Here is a 15,082-nt window from a genome sequence, read left to right as displayed (position 1 = left end):
AGCTTGGTGCAAGACGGGGCTGGCCCGGAGGGAGGGCATGATGACCGCGAGCGACCTGATGGCGCGCCACGGCCTGTCGGCGATGGTGAACGCGTCGGGGACGGAGACGGTGTTCGGCGCCAGCCCCGTCCACCCGGAGATCGTCCGCGAGGTGGCGGCCATGCTGGCGGTGTCGGTCGACATGGCCGAGCTGCAGGCGGCGGCGAGCCGGGTTATCGCGGCAGCGACCGGCGCGGAGGCCGGCTTCGTCACCAACTGCACATCCGCCGGCATCGTCGTGGCGGTGGCCGCCGCCATGACCGGCTGCGACCTCGGCCGGATCGAGCGCCTGCCGGACACGGGCGGGCTGCGCAACGAGGTGGTGCTGCACAAGGGCCATGTCGTCTGCTACGGCTCGGTGATCACCGGCGACATCCGTCTCAGCGGCGCCGTTCCCGTCGAGTTCGGGGCGGCCTGCGAGGCGGAGGAGCATCAGCTCGCCGCTGCGCTGGGGCCGCGCACGGCGGCGGCGCTCTACGTGGTCTCGCACCATACGGCGCAGACCGGCATGATCCCGCTGGCCGACTTCATCGCCATCTCCCACGCCGCGGGCGTGCCGGTGATCGTCGACGCCGCCGCCGAATATGACTGGCCCGGCCTGATCGCCGCCGGCGCCGACCTCGTGCTGTTCAGCGGCCAGAAGGCTCTGGGCGGCCCGACCGCCGGCCTGATCGCCGGCCGGGCCGAGCTGGTGCGGGCCTGCGCCGCCCAGCAGCGCGGCATCGGCCGGCCGATGAAGGCGGGCAAGGAGGCGGTCGCCGGCGCGATCGCCGCGCTCGAGCGCTGGGTGCGCCGCGACGCCGCGGCCGAGCAGGCGTGGGGGCTCGAGCGCGCCGGGGAGCTCGCGGCGCGGCTGCAGGGCCTTGCCGGCATCGCCGCCGCCGTGATCCCGGACGAGACCGGCAACCCGTTCAGCCGCGTCGGCCTGACGGTCGACGCGGCGCGGGCCGGCGGCGATGCCCACGCCCTGGCCCGGGCGATCGAGCAGGGGACGCCGCGCATCGTCGTGCGCGACCTGATGGCCGGGCGCGGCCTGCTGCTCGTCGATGTCCGTCGCCTCGACGCGGCGGGGCTCGACCTGGTCGCCGGCCGCATCCGCGAGGCGGCGGCCCGGCTTCAGGGCTTGCGAGCGACATAGTCGGCGGAGGCGAAGGGGCCTCCCTGGAACCTGACCTCTGGCGCCTCCGGGTCGCGCCGATCGCCGTCCGGCAGCATCGCCGCGGCGAAGCGCTCGGCATTGTCCTGCGGGCGGTAGTCGACATGCGGCGCGGCGGCGTTGCTCCACCAACTGCGGTCGTTGGCCGAGACGCCGTAGAGGATGGTGCAGCCGAGCCGCGGCGCGGCGAAGCAGGCCTCGATCATCCGCAGGAGATCCTCGTAGCTCTGCCAAGTCGAGAGATGGCGCGGGTCGATCGGATCGGGGCGCGCCGTGCCGATGCGCAGGCAGGCGCTCTCCACCCCGTATTTGTCGGCATAGAGGCTGGCGAGATCCTCGCCGAACGCCTTGGACACGCCGTAGAGCGAATCCGGCCGGGTGCGGACATTGGCGTCGAGCCGGTCATCGCGGGTGTAGAAGCCGATGGCGTGGTTGGAGCTGGCATAGACGATCGGGCCGGCGCCATGGCGGCGCGCCGCCTCGAACAGGTTGTAGGTGCCGAGGATATTGGCCGCGAGGATGCGCTCGAAACCGGTTTCGTAGGAGATGCCGCCGAAATGGATGATGCGGCCGGTGCCTTCGACCAGGCGGTCCACCGCGTCGGCGTCGGCGAGGTCGGCGACGGCGATCTCCTCGCCCGGCAGGGCCGGCGCCGGATCGACGATGTCGGTGGAGCGCAGCGCGCCGTAGCGCTCGACCAGCCGCGGCCGCAGCCAGCGCCCGAGGATGCCGGCGGCACCGGTGAACAGGATCGGACGCGTCTCGGCCATGCCTGGAACCTTTCGGGCGGGGAGGAGGGGCGCTGCGGCGCCGCTGTTGTCTTACGATTTTACAAGATCGCCCGAGCTGTGCAATGCGCCCCGCGCTGCCCGGCGTCGAAAAACACGCCTCCGGCGCACCCGTCCCCGGCCTTGGCGGCGCGAGTGTGCCGACGGGACGCAGCGGCTGGCAAGGCTGCCGGCGTGCAAGGCCCTCCGGCAATGCAATTCGATAACTCCTTGTTAACCATGCACCCGGCAAAACTTGCCGGGCTGACCTGCGTCGTGAAACGCCGGCTGCCCCGGGGGGCGGTTGGAATGACGGACTTGATGGTGGCGCAGCCCGCCACGGCGCGACAGGATCGCGCCGCGGGCTTCAGCCTGCACGGCATCGCGGCGGTGCTGCGGCGCGGCGACATCCTGCTGGCGATCGGCGTGCTGGCGATCATGGTCGTGCTGATCATGCCGCTGCCGGCGATGCTGCTGGATCTCTTCCTGGCAGTGTCGATCATCCTCTCCGTGTTGATCCTGATGACGGCGCTGTTCATCCAGCACCCGCTGGAGTTCACGGCCTTTCCGACCGTGCTGCTGATCGCGACTATGCTGCGGCTGTCGCTGAATCTCGCCTCGACCCGCCTGATCCTGTCGCACGGCCACGAGGGCACCCAGGCCGCCGGCCATGTGATCCAGGCCTTCGGCGATTTCGTGATGGGCGGCAACTTCGTCATCGGCATCGTCGTCTTCGCCATCCTGATCATCGTGAACTTCATGGTGATCACCAAGGGCTCGGGCCGCATCGCCGAGGTCGCGGCGCGGTTCTCCCTCGACGCCATGCCCGGCAAGCAGATGGCGATCGACGCCGACCTCTCCTCCGGCCTGATCAACGAGCAGGAGGCGAGGAAGCGGCGCAAGGATCTGGAGGACGAGAGCGCCTTCTACGGCGCGATGGACGGCGCCTCGAAATTCGTGAAGGGCGACGCGATCGCCGGCCTGCTGATCACCTTCATCAACGTCATCGGCGGCATTGTCATCGGCGTGTTCCAGATGGGGGTGAGCTTCTCCCAGGCCTCGCATTCCTACACGGTGCTGACCGTCGGCGACGGCCTCGTCACCCAGGTGCCGGCCCTGCTGGTCTCGACCGCGGCCGGCTTGCTCGTCTCCAAGGCCGGCGTGTCGGGCGCCGCCGATAAGGCGCTGGTCCGGCAGTTGTCCGGCTATCCCCAGGCGCTCGGCATGGCGGCCGGGGTGATGGCGGTCATGGCCACGCTGCCGGGCTTGCCGATGCTGCCCTTCCTGGGCCTGGCCGTCGGCGCCGGCGTGCTGGCCTGGAACGCCACCAAGACGCAGCGGGCCGCCGCCGCCCGGTCGGCCGTGACCAGGCAGGCCGAGGAGGCCAAGGCGCCGCCGGCCGAAGAGCCGATCTCGGCGACGCTGAAGATGGACGAGCTGAAGATCGAGCTCGGCTACGCCCTGCTGTCGCTGGTCAACTCACCGGACGGCTCCGACCGCCTCACCGAGCAGATCAAGGCGCTGCGCCGCTCCCTCGCCGCCGAGATGGGCTTCGTCATGCCCTCGGTGCGCATCCTCGACAATGTCCAGCTCGAGGCCAACACCTACATGATCAAGGTCAAGGAGACCGATGCGGGCTCGGGCCAGATCTGGGCCAGCCAGTACATGGTCATGGACCCGGCCGGCGGGCAGGTGAGCCTGCCGGGCCATCATACCATCGAGCCGACCTTCGGCCTGCCGGCGACCTGGGTGGAGGCGAACCTGCGCGAGGAAGCGGCGATCCGCGGCTACACCGTGGTCGATTCCACCACCGTGCTTTCCACCCACCTCACCGAGATCCTCAAGGCCAACATGGCCGATCTCCTCTCCTATGGGGAGGTGCAGAAGCTCCTGAAGGAACTGCCGAAGGAGCAGGGAGAACTGGTCAAGGACATCGTGCCCTCGCTGATCACCGTCACCGGCATCCAGCGCGTGCTGCAGCAGCTCCTGGCCGAGCGCGTGTCGATCCGCGACCTGCCGGCGATCCTGGAGGGCATCGCCGAGGCCGTCGGCTTCACCCGCAACCCGCGCGACGTGGCCGAGCATGTGCGCACGCGCCTCGCCCGCCAGCTCTGCGCGCAGAATGCCGGGCCGGGCGGGGTGCTGCCGATCCTCGCCCTGTCGCCGCGCTGGGAGACGGCCTTCGCCGAATCGATCGTCGGCAGCGGCGACGACAAGCACCTGGCCATGCAGCCCTCCAGGCTCACCGAGTTCGTGCATGCCGTGCGGGACTCTTTCGAAGCGGCGGCACGGGCCGGCGAAGTGCCGGTGCTGGTCACCTCGGCCTCGATCCGCCCCTTCGTGCGCGGCATCGTCGAGCGCTTCCGGGCCCAGACCACGGTGATGAGCCAGGCCGAGATCCATCCGCGGGCGCGGCTGCGGACGGTGGGCAGCGTGTGAGCGGTACGGGGACTTGACGCCCTCCGCCGAATGGTCTTTTCCCAGCCGATGCAACTCACCAATCCCCCGCTTCCCTCCGGCTATTCCGCCGTCCCGCCCGGCAAGCTCGCCAACGTCGTCACCTGCCTGGAGATGACGACGCGGCCGCCGAAAAAGCCCCTCCGGCCGATGGAGCGGCCGCTGACGGTCGAGCGCTGGGAGGCGCCGGATCTCGATGAGTACCGCGCCCTGTTCCGCCTCGTCGGCGAGGACTGGCTGTGGTTCTCGCGCCTGTTCACGCCGGACGACACGCTGCGCGCCATCCTCGCCCACCCGCAGGTGGAGGTGTTCCGCCTGCGCGAGGGGCGGCGGGTGCTGGGGCTGCTGGAGCTCGACTTCCGCGAAGCGGAGACCTGCGAGCTGGCTTATTTCGGGCTGGTCCGGGAGGCGATCGGCCAGGGCGCCGGGCGTTTCCTGATGGACCAGGCCGTCGCCAGGGCCTGGGCGCGGCCGATCAGGCGCTTCTGGGTGCACACCTGCACCTTCGACCATCCCGGCGCCGTGGCGTTCTACACCCGGTCCGGCTTCACCCCCTATGCCTTCATGGTCGAGGTCGCGGACGACCCGCGGCTCACCGGCCACCTGCCGCGCACGGCGGCGCCGCATGTGCCGTTCGTGGATCAGCCCTCGTCGGAGGGCTGAGGCGCGCTCTTGCGGCCGAACGCGGCGGCGATCGCCTCCGAGAAGGCCTGGCGCTCGGTCATCAGGATGACGGCGCAGGACATGGCGAGCGGGATCAGGAGGTAGAGCAGGCGGAAGACGATCAGCGCCGCCAGCACCTCCGCCTTCGGGATCTCGGGCATCGCCAGAACGAACACAGCCTCGAACACGCCGATGCCGCCCGGCGCGTTGGAGATCAGCCCGGCGCAGAACGAGGCGAGGAAGACGCCGAGCACCACGAAGAAGCCGGGATGGTTGGCCTCCGGCAGGGCGAAATAGATGATCGCCGCGGCGCCGATGATCTCGATCGGCGCGGCAAAGAGCTGCCGGAAGGCGATGCCCGGCCTGGGATAGGCGATCTGGAAGGAGCGGATGCGCAGCGGCCTGAAGTGCATGACCGCGCCGAGCTGGTAGAGCGCCACCGCGACGAGCATGGCAAGGCCCAGGCCGAAGGCGAGGTCCTCCGGCATGTGGAACAGGCGTGCGACCAGCGCCGGCTCGAAGGTGAGCACGATGCCGCCGAGGAATATCGCCCCATAGGCGAAGGTGAAGGCGCAGAAGCCGGTGACGATGGCGACCTCGGCGGCGGTCAGGCCCATGCGGCTGTAGGCGCGGTAGCGCACCACGCCGGAGGAGAGCACGGAAACGCCGATATTGTGGCCGAGCGCATAGGCGCAGAAGGACACCACAGACACCACCAGCCAGGACAGCTTCTTGCCGACATGCATCAGGGCGATGCGGTCGTACCAGGCGAGGGCGGCATAGGCGAGCAGGCAGGAGGCGATGCTGAGGCCGAAGGCCACGGGGCCGTGGTCGACGATGGCATCCCAGACGGCGCCGACGCTGACGCCCTTCAACTCCTTGGACAGCAGATAGATCGAGAAGACGACGGCGGCGAGGCCGACGAACGGCCAGACATAGTCGAGTTTGATCTTCATGCCGCCTGCGTGCGCTCCGGGAGTGGGGCGGTCCGCACGGTCCGCCTCCTGTCATAAACAATGCGAACATGACGAAGGCAAGACCGCTGCCGCGGCGGCGCCGCGAAAACGAAGCGATGCCCAAGCGGCCTCTCCCGCGCAGGAAGCCACTTGAATCCCGCGGGCGCGGTCCAATCCGCCGCAGCCGGAGCCGTTCGACGGGACTTCTTAAGTTTTTCGCAATTGCCGCAACCACATAACGTACGGGAGCCTGACCGGTAGGTCGGCGGAAAGGCCCGCCGGGCCGCCTCCGCCGACTTTCGGGCAGGCTCTCGGCTCCCTGCTGCCTGCCCGTGGGTTTCCCGTGCCATTGGACTATCAATCGCTGCTGACCGCCTTCACCCTTTCCGGTTGTGGATTGGCGGTCGCCTTTCTCGTCAGTTGGCTGGTCTCCAGGCAGGAGCGCTTTCTGATGGTCTGGAGCATCGGCGTCCTGCTGATGGCGCTCGGCGCGTTGATCTACGGCGAGTACGTGCAGACGATGTCGTCCGCCCTGGGCGCCGCAGGCTATGCGGTCCTGCTGACGGGTCTTGCCTTCGTATTCGGCGCCGGTCGCGAGTTCCGCACCGGACGTCTTCCCCGACGCGCCATGGGCGTCATGGCGATCGTATCGTCCGTTGCCATGGCGGTTCCCATGCTGTCCGGCTACAACGGCCTGTCCATCCTCGTGCTCAATATCGTGGCCGCCGCCATTCTGTTCATAACGGCCTGGGACTACTGGCTCGGGCGCAACGAAGCTCGGCTGGCGATCATGCTGTTGACGGCCCTCTATATTGCGACCGGGCTTTCCTTCGTTCCCTGTGCCATCGTCCTGATCCATCCGAGCCAGTGGATCCTGTCGCAGGCCCCGGCAAATTGGGCCGAGGACCTCAACATCGGCGTGTGCCTGACCACGCTTGCCGGGATCGGCGCCCTCTCCCTGGCGCTCAACCAGGCGCGCCTGGCACGAGGCCACAAGCGCGACGCCGAAATTGATCCGCTCACCGGCCTTCTCAATCGGCGCGCGCTGTTCAACCGCATCGAGGTTGGCATCGAGGGGCCTGCCACGCTGATCATTTTCGACATCGACCACTTCAAGAGGATCAACGACGTCCATGGCCACCCGGCCGGGGACGAGGTGCTGCGGGTGTTCGGCGAAATCCTGACCCTTAGCGCCCGACCGGACGTCTTCGCCGCGCGGTTCGGTGGCGAGGAATTTGCGCTGTTCGTGTCGGGCTCCTCGCTCGTCGCGGCAGTCAGGCTTGCCGAAGACGTGCGCACGCGCCTGGCCAGGCATCATTTCGCCGGGAGAGGCGGCTCCTTCAGGTGCACGGTCAGCGCGGGCGTTTCCTATATCGAGGACACCATCATCGACTTCGACGAATTGCTCAGCGACGCCGACAAGGCGCTCTACGCAGCCAAGCGGAATGGTCGCGACCAGATCGCGATGGGGTCGGGCCAAGAGAGAGCTCGCAGAGCGTGATCGCGAGCCTTGGCGGGTGCGGGCTTCCACTCGCCGAGATGCTGCTGCCGGCCTGCGCCACGATTGCCGGCCGCGACGACATCGTCGCCTGGCTGCTCAAGAACCGTCGATCCGGATTCCCTGCCGTGAGGACTGGTCAGCCGATATGGCGCCCCGGCTCCATGTGCTCGTGAAGGACACGAACAATCTCCACAAGGCCGGGCTGCACGGGACGATAGAAGATCACATGCACCGGATTGGCGACCTTGGCCTCCAGGGTCGTACCGCGGCTATGCCGAATGTGAAAACTGCGCAGGTTTGGGAGCAATTCGGAGCGATCGGCCGTTGAAACGCCATTCAGCTCCGCTGCAATGCGCCGAATTGCCGCCGCAAGCAAGGCTCGGTGGCGGTCGCGGGCCTGCGCGCCGTGACGAAACGTGCTGGTCCTCAGGATCCAAGCGATATCGGCCTTCGCCGGATCCGACAGCCGATATCTAGCCATGAAGTCGCGCCTCGGTTACTCGGCGAGGCGCGCAAGGGTGTCGTCGAGATCCTCGTCTTCGATTTCGGTATACTGGCCGCGCTCCAGCGCCGCGGCACCGGCCGCAATGCTCAAGCGCAGTTGATCCAGCTTGAGGGCACCCAAGGTCCGCTGCTGCTGCCACGTGCGAATGGCATCGCGGATCGCCTCGCTGGCATTGCGATACTCGCCGTTTTTGAGGACTTCATCGATGAAGGCATCCTGTTCGGCCGTGAGGCTGATATTGCGGGTTGGCATCGTGGACCTCCACACGGGCGCAGCACAATAGCGTTGCCAATTTTTGCCAATTCCCGCGCTCGAAGCTCAACTGGGCGGTGTTCGGAACAGGCGCTGCCCCGAGCCGCGGGCTCAAGCCCGGAGGCGGCGACATGACGCCGGGCATGGATCGAGGCGGGGGCCTTCCCCCGCCTTGCAATGCCCAGCCCTGCACTGCACAGTTTGGCGGATGCACGACAGGACACGGTTCGAGCCTCCCAAGAGCGGGCAGCGGCTGGTCGAGCGCCGCGGGCTGCTGCAGTCGCTGCAGCGAGGCGAGCCGCGGCGGCTCACCATGATCACGGCGCCTGCGGGATACGGCAAGACCTCGCTCGGCGCGCAGTGGTACGAGGCGCTGCGCCGGCGGGGTTGCCTTCTGTCGTGGGTCGCGCTCGATGCGGAGCACAGCGAGCAGAGCCAGTTCGTCCTGGCGCTGCTGGAGGCCCTGAAGCCTCTGAGGGAGGACGACACCTCCGGCCTCGATGCCGGCAGCATGGCCGCGCCGGCCCTGCTCGCCATCCTGGCGACGCGCCTGCGCAAGCTGCCGGCGCCCGTCATCCTGTTCCTCGACGACTATCATTGCGCCCAGACCGATGCCACGGAGACGGTCATCGCCAGGCTGCTGGCCGACCGCGGCCTCGATCACGTCAAGCTGGTGCTGATGTCGCGCTGTCCGCCGCGCTTTCCCATCTCGGCCCTGCGCGTCCGCGGCGAGCTGCGGCGCATCGGCATCGCCGAACTCGGCTTCTCGGACGAGGAAGCCCAGGCTTTCTTCGGCGACGGCACGGCCGGCCTGACGCCGGACCAGGTGAGCGTGCTCAACCGGCGCACGGAAGGCTGGGCGGTGGCGCTGCAGATGGTCCGCCTGCTCGTCGACGACAAGGCCGACGGCGACGCGATCCTCGCCTCGTTCAACGGCGGCAGCGCGGAGATGGGCGCCTATCTGTCCGAGCAGGTGTTCGCCAACCTGCCCGCCGCCGTGCAGCATGTCCTGGTGCAGACCTCGCCCTTCCCGGCGATCAACCGCGACCTGGTCGCCGCGGTCTTCGGGCGGGACGACATGGTGGCGGCGTTCGAACGCCTCGCCGACCACGCCCTGCCGATCGACGAACTCGCCGGACCGGGGGGCTGGATCCGCTGCCACCCGGTGTTCCACGCCTATCTCAAGGAGGAGGCAGAACGGCGCGGCGTCGACATGCGGGCGCCGCTGCGCCGTGCGACACTCTGGTTCGAGCAGCGCGGCGACTGCGAGCTGGCGGTAAGGCACGCGCTGCTGTGCGACGATGTCCAGCTTGCCGCGCGCATCGTCGAGGCCACCGGCGGCTGGCGGTTGGTCTATTCGACCAGGCGCGGACTGGCCGGCCTGTTCCATGCCATCCTGGCGCGGGTGGCCGAGATCGAGCTTGCGTGCTTTCCGCTGACGACCCTCGGCTTGGCGTTGGTCAGCGCCAAGGCCTCGCATCTCGACCTGGCGGAGCATTATCTTTCGATCGCCGAGCGTGGCGCCGATCCGGGCCAGGCGACGGCGATCGGCAACGACCTGCGCGTCGTCCGCAATGTGGTCTCCCTCTACATCGATCGATGGGTGAGCGCGGCCGACCTGGCCGCGCTCGAGCACGACCTGGTGGCGACGGGCGAGATGGGGATCATCAACCGGGCGCTCACCCTCAACATGCTCGCCTGCAACTTCCTGATCCGCAGCGACTTCGACCGCGCCGTGCATTACTGCCACCTCGCCATGCATGCGTTCCGCGCCGGCGGCGCGGATTTCGGCGCCATGCATCTCCATGTCCACCTCGGCCAGGCCGCCTTCTTCGGCGGCGATTTCACCGCGGCGGCCGAGGCCTATGACCGGCTGATCGACGAGGCGCAGGCCAATATCGGCAGGCGCAGCGATCTCGACGCCATCGGCCAGGTGCTGAAGGCGGAACTCCTGTCGGTGCAGGGCGACTTCGGCGGGGCAACCGCCAGGCTGTCATGGGCGCTGCCGCATCTCGAACGCCACGACACCTGGTTCGACCTCCTGGCCGCCGGCGTCACGACACAACAGCGCATCCACCGGGCGGCCGGGGACATGGTCGCCGCCCATGCCGCCCTCGACGGCGTCCGCGCCATGGCGAGGCGCCGGGGCTTCGAGCGGCTGACGCGGCTCATCGACGGGGAGCGGGTGGCGCTGCTCCTGGCCAGCGGCGACGTCGAGCCGGCAGTCCGCTATGCCGCCGCGAACGGGTTCGGCGAACGGCTCGTCGAGGCCGGGGACCTCAACGATCTCGCCACCCATCTGCGCGGTACCACGCCCGCGTTGCTGTGGGCGCGCATCCATCTCGCCCGCGGCGACCGGAAGGCGGCACGGGCGATCTTCGACCGTTCGAGGGCCAGCCAGTCGCAGCCCCCTCACGTTCTGCGGTCGATCGAGCTCGCCCTGTTCGAGATCCGCCTGATGCTCGCCGAGGGAGCGCGGAGCGCCGCCGTCGAGAGCCTGGGCGACCTGATGCTCGCCGCGCCCGTCGCCACCCAGCCGATGCTGCTGCATATGGAGGGCAGGGCGTTCTGCCGCGAGCTCCGCGCCCTGGCGGAGCAGGCGGGCCTGCCACACGTCATCCAGCAACGGCTGCCGTCGATGCTCGGGCGCGCCGCCGGCCAGGACGCCGCCGAGCCGGGCTCCGGCGACGCCGAGGCGGAGCAGCCGGGCTGGCTGACGACCCGCGAGCGCCGGGTGGTCGAGCTGCTCGGCACCGGGCTGAGCAACAAGGAGATCGGCCGCCGGATGGATCTGAGCGGCAACACCGTCAAGTTCCATCTGCGCAACATCTATTCGAAGCTGAACGTGCGCACGCGCACCGCCGCCGTCACGGCGGCCCGCGCGGTCGGCCTCCTGTCGCGCTGAGAGCCGCGGCCGCCTACCCGATCGGGTGGGGCGGCTGCCGGCCGGCCCACCCATCCGGCAGGCTGTCGTCCGGCGTCGGAGCTTCTAGTCTGGACGTGTCCGTACCCGCCAAGAGGACGCCTCCAGCCGTGACCATCGCCGCGCACACCGTCGATCCGGTGACCCAGGAAATCATCGAGGGCAAGCTGACGGCAACCGTCGACGAGATGGGGATCGTGATGGCGCGCACCAGCATGAGCCCCGTCATTTACGAGGTGCTGGATTTCGCCTGCGGCCTGCTGACCGCCGACGCCGAACTGGTGGCGCAGATGAACGGCATCACCATCTTCACCGGCACATTCGGCACCCAGGTCAAGGGCCTGATCCAGCGTTTCGGCGACGACCTCGCCGACGGCGACATTCTGCTCACCAACGATCCCTATTCCGGCGGAACGCACGCCTGCGACTTCGCCATCGTCAAGCCGGTCTTCTTCGATGGCCGCATTCTCGCCTACGCGATCAACGTGGCGCATCACCTCGATGTCGGCGGCTCGGTTCCCGGCAGCCTGGCGCCGAACGCGACCTCGATCTTCCAGGAAGGCCTGCGCCTGCCCGGCGTGAAGATCGTCCGCTCCGACGTGTTCTCCGGCGACCTGCTGCACATCATCGGCGAGAATGTCCGCCTCCCCGAAATCGCGATCGGCGACCTCACCGCCCAGGTCGCGACCGTGCGGGTCGCGGCCCGGCGCATGCTCGAGCTCGCGGCCCGGTACGGCAGCGGCGTGGTGCGCCAGGCCTTCGCCAACCTGCTGGCCGCCGGCGAAGCCCAGAGCCGCGCCGCCATCGCCGCGCTTCCCGACGGCACCTACCGCGCCGAGGACGTGATCGACGGGGACGGCGTCACCGACGCGGCGATCCGCGTCCAGGTGGCGGTGACCATCGCCGGGGACAGCATCACCGCCGACTTCACCGGCAGCCCCCCGGCCGTGGCCGGGCCGATCAACTGCGCCCGCGGCGCGCTGCAGTCGGCGGTCCGCACCATCGTCAAGGCGCTGGTGGGACCCCAGGCGCCGTCGAACGAGGGCTGGTTCCGGCCGCTGACCGTGGTCGCGCCGCCCGGCACGATCTTCACCGCCGAGCGGCCTTCGCCCACCGGCTGGTACTATGAGGGCTCGGTCCACGCCTCGGAACTGGTTTGGAAGGCGCTGGCGCCGCTGATGCCGTCGCGCTTTTCCGCCGGCTCCTATTCGAGCCTGTGCGTCGTCTACATCGCCGGAAAGGACCTGGCCGGCGAGCCCTTCATCCATATCGAGCCGCAGCACGGCGGCTGGGGCGCGAGCGAGGACCACGACGGCGCCAGCGCTCTGATCGCCCTGACCGACGGCGACACCTACAACTATTCGGTCGAGGCCATCGAGGCTCGCTTCCCGCTGCTCGTCCGGCGCTACCAGCTCAACGTCGAGGGCGGCAGCGGCGCCGGGCGCCGGCGCGGCGGCTTCGGCGTGGTGCGGGAATACGAGGTGCTGGGGGAGGGCGCTTCCGCCTATTGCAGCCTCGGCCGGACGAAAACCCTGCCCTGGGGCATGAACGGCGGCCGCCCCGGCACGGCGAACCGGCTGCAGATCCTCGCCGCCGGCGGCACGGCGCGCGACTACGGGCGCGACCCGCATATCGATCTCGGTCGCGGCGACGTGGTCCGGATCGTCACCGGCGGCGGCGGCGGCTGGGGCGATCCGAGCCTGCGCGAGCCCGAACTGGTCGAGGAGGATATCGCCCGCGGCTTCGTCACGCCGGAGGAGGCGGGACGGACCTATGGCCATGCGCGGAGGACGGCGGGATGATCAGGCTTGCCACCGATGTCGGCGGAACCTTCACCGATCTCGTCGGCTATGACGAGCGCACCGGCGAGGTGTTCACGGCCAAGAGCCTGACGACCACCCACGACCAGTCGGAGGGCGTGCTTGCCGCCATCGCCATGGCGGAGGCGAAGGACGGGCTGCGCAGCCGCGACGTCACCTTCTTCGCCCATGGCGGCACGACCGTCATCAACGCCATCACCGAGCGCAAGGGCGTGCGTACGGCGCTCGTCACCACCGCCGGCTTCCGGGACGTGCTGGAGATCGGCCGCGGCAACCGGCCGGACCTCTACAACCTGCGCTTCCTCAGTCCGGCGCCTTTTGTGCCGCGACACCTGCGCTTCGAGGTGGACGAGCGCATCGATGCCCGCGGGACGGTGCTGCGCCCGTTCGATCCCGGCGGGCTGGAGCCGATCATCCGGAGCTGCCTGGAGCAGGGCGTCGAGGCGGTCGCGATCCTGTTCCTGCACAGCTACGTCAATCCCGAGCACGAGATCCTCTGCGCCCGCGCGCTGGCGCAGGCGCTGCCGGCCCTGACGGTCTGCGCCAGCCACGAGGTGTCGCGCCAGTGGCGCGAGTATGAGCGTTCGAACACGGTGGTGCTCAACGCCTATGTCCAGCCGATCATCCAGCACTATTTCGAGCGGCTGGAGGCGGCGCTGGCGGAGCGTGACCTCTCCTGTCCCTATTACGCCATGCAGTCGAACGGCGGCATCTCCACTTTCGACCAGGCCATCCGCAGCCCGCTGACGCTGGTGGAGTCGGGACCGGCCGGGGGCGTGGCCGGCGCGGCGCGCATCGGCAAGGTGCTGGGCGAGACCGAGGTGCTGTCGCTCGACGTCGGCGGCACCACGGCGAAGTGCTCGCTGATCCATGACGGCCGCCCGACGCTCGACAGCGAGTACAAGCTCGAGCATACCCGCATCCAGCCGGGCTATGCCGTACAGGTGCCGGTGGTCGACATCGTCGAGATCGGCTCGGGCGGCGGCTCGATCGCGCGCGTCGATGCGCGCGGCGCCCTGCATGTCGGCCCCGAGAGCGCCGGCTCCACCCCGGGGCCCGCCTGCTACGGGCGCGGCGGCGAGCGCCCGACGCTGTCCGACGCCATCCTCGCCATCGGCATCTTCGATCCAGCGACCTTCGCAGGTGGCACCATGCAGCTCGACAAGGCCAAGGCCGCCGCGGCGATCGCCACGGTGGCCGAGCCGCTCGGCCTGACGGTCGAGGATGCGGCGCTCGCCATCATCGAGATCGCCCATGCCAGCATGATCAACGCGCTGAAGCTGGTCACCGTGCAGCGCGGCCATGATCCGCGCGACGCCGCCTTCGTCATCAGCGGCGGCGCCGGCCCGGCGCTGGCCGCGCGGCTCGGGCGGGATCTGAGCGTCAAGACCACGGTGGTGCCGCCGCATCCCGGCATTTTCTCGGCCTGGGGCATGCTGGCGGCCGAGCCGCGCGCCGACTTCCGCGGGACGTGGTTCTCGCCGCTGTCGCCGGAGTCGGTCGAGGAGCTGCGCCGCCGTTTCGGCGGCCTGGAGAGGCAGGCGGTCGAGTATTTCGGCAAGGGCGTCGGCGCCGACATCCGCTTCACCTACCGGGTGGAGGCCCGCTATCGCGGCCAGGAGCACGGCGTCTTCGCCCTGTTCCAGCCCGGCGAGAACGAGGCGAGCTTTGCCGAGCGCTTCCATGCGAGCCATGAGCGGGCCTACTCCTTCCGCCTGTCGCATGCGCCGATCGAGATCACCATGCTGCATCTGGAAGCGGTGCTGAGCGGGCCGGTGATCGCCATGCCCCGGCCGCAGCCGGACGGGCGCACCGCGGCGGCGGCCCTGCGGGGCCGGCGGGACGTGTATTTCGGGCGCGGGCGCGGTTGGGTCGCCTGCCCGGTCTACGACCGCGGCCGGCTGGCGCCGGGAGCCCGCCTGCAGGGACCGCTGATCGTCGAGGAGGCGACGGCGACGAGCCTGGTGCTCGAAGGCCAGTCGCTCGAGGTTTCGGACGAGGGCCTGCTGCTGATCCGCGAGCAGGCGGCCGTGGCGGCCTGAC

General features: G+C 69.5%; 11 protein-coding genes. 7 read left to right on the top strand and 4 right to left on the bottom strand.

Features of this window, described 5'->3' with window-relative positions; all coding sequences use genetic code 11:
- Positions 1-40 precede the first annotated feature (40 nt).
- The gene (locus AC27L4_RS11660) at positions 41-1,177 is read left to right on the top strand and encodes an aminotransferase class V-fold PLP-dependent enzyme (protein WP_487142296.1); all 1,137 of its coding nucleotides are present in this window, start codon (positions 41-43) and stop codon (positions 1,175-1,177) included.
- Here the strand turns inward: AC27L4_RS11660 and AC27L4_RS11655 are convergent.
- Positions 1,156-1,965 carry an NAD-dependent epimerase/dehydratase family protein gene (locus AC27L4_RS11655; RefSeq protein WP_487142295.1) on the bottom strand — a complete coding sequence of 270 codons (810 nt, stop codon included), beginning with the start codon at positions 1,963-1,965 and terminating at the stop codon, positions 1,156-1,158. The genes AC27L4_RS11660 and AC27L4_RS11655 overlap by 22 nt on opposite strands.
- 306 nt (positions 1,966-2,271) lie before the next feature.
- On the opposite strand from AC27L4_RS11655, the gene flhA reads away from it, so the two are divergent.
- Together flhA and AC27L4_RS11645 are read left to right on the top strand one after the other, a co-directional pair.
- Complete coding sequence (gene flhA, locus AC27L4_RS11650) at positions 2,272-4,401, top strand: flagellar biosynthesis protein FlhA (protein WP_487142294.1); 2,130 nt, start codon at positions 2,272-2,274, stop codon at positions 4,399-4,401.
- Positions 4,402-4,431: 30 nt separating this feature from the next.
- A complete protein-coding gene (locus AC27L4_RS11645) occupies positions 4,432-5,082 on the top strand; it encodes a GNAT family N-acetyltransferase (protein WP_487142292.1) in 651 nt (216 codons plus the stop codon).
- Here the strand turns inward: AC27L4_RS11645 and AC27L4_RS11640 are convergent.
- A complete protein-coding gene (locus tag AC27L4_RS11640) occupies positions 5,061-6,038 on the bottom strand; it encodes a lysylphosphatidylglycerol synthase domain-containing protein (protein ID WP_487142291.1) in 978 nt (325 codons plus the stop codon). The two genes, AC27L4_RS11645 and AC27L4_RS11640, sit on opposite strands and share 22 nt — an antisense overlap.
- A gap of 349 nt (positions 6,039-6,387) precedes the next feature.
- Here AC27L4_RS11640 and AC27L4_RS11635 point away from each other — a divergent pair, with 349 nt between their 5' ends.
- Positions 6,388-7,539, top strand: coding sequence for a GGDEF domain-containing protein (locus AC27L4_RS11635; RefSeq protein WP_487142290.1), 1,152 nt, complete (start codon positions 6,388-6,390; stop codon positions 7,537-7,539).
- Positions 7,540-7,675: 136 nt separating this feature from the next.
- Here AC27L4_RS11635 and AC27L4_RS11630 read toward each other — a convergent pair whose 3' ends face one another.
- Together AC27L4_RS11630 and AC27L4_RS11625 are read right to left on the bottom strand one after the other, a co-directional pair.
- Positions 7,676-8,020: a type II toxin-antitoxin system RelE/ParE family toxin gene (locus tag AC27L4_RS11630; protein WP_487142289.1), complete on the bottom strand. Its 345-nt coding sequence runs from the start codon at positions 8,018-8,020 to the stop codon at positions 7,676-7,678.
- Between the two features lie 15 nt (positions 8,021-8,035).
- Positions 8,036-8,296, bottom strand: coding sequence for a type II toxin-antitoxin system ParD family antitoxin (locus AC27L4_RS11625; protein WP_487142288.1), 261 nt, complete (start codon positions 8,294-8,296; stop codon positions 8,036-8,038).
- A 208-nt stretch (positions 8,297-8,504) separates the two neighbouring features.
- On the opposite strand from AC27L4_RS11625, the gene AC27L4_RS11620 reads away from it, so the two are divergent.
- From AC27L4_RS11620 to AC27L4_RS11610, 3 genes are all read left to right on the top strand, one after another.
- Positions 8,505-11,201: a winged helix-turn-helix domain-containing protein gene (locus AC27L4_RS11620; RefSeq protein WP_487142286.1), complete on the top strand. Its 2,697-nt coding sequence runs from the start codon at positions 8,505-8,507 to the stop codon at positions 11,199-11,201.
- 128 nt (positions 11,202-11,329) lie between these two features.
- Positions 11,330-13,021 carry a hydantoinase B/oxoprolinase family protein gene (locus tag AC27L4_RS11615; protein ID WP_487142285.1) on the top strand — a complete coding sequence of 564 codons (1,692 nt, stop codon included), beginning with the start codon at positions 11,330-11,332 and terminating at the stop codon, positions 13,019-13,021.
- Positions 13,018-15,081 (top strand): hydantoinase/oxoprolinase family protein, encoded by a 2,064-nt coding sequence (locus AC27L4_RS11610; protein ID WP_487142284.1) that lies wholly within the window; start codon positions 13,018-13,020, stop codon positions 15,079-15,081. Before AC27L4_RS11615 ends, AC27L4_RS11610 begins: the two co-directional genes overlap by 4 nt.
- Position 15,082 lies beyond the last annotated feature (1 nt).

It is taken from the genome of Labrys sp. Lb11, assembly GCF_057554225.1.
The sequence above is the reverse complement of the archived record's forward strand: the minus strand, read 5'-3'. Positions and strand labels throughout refer to the sequence as shown.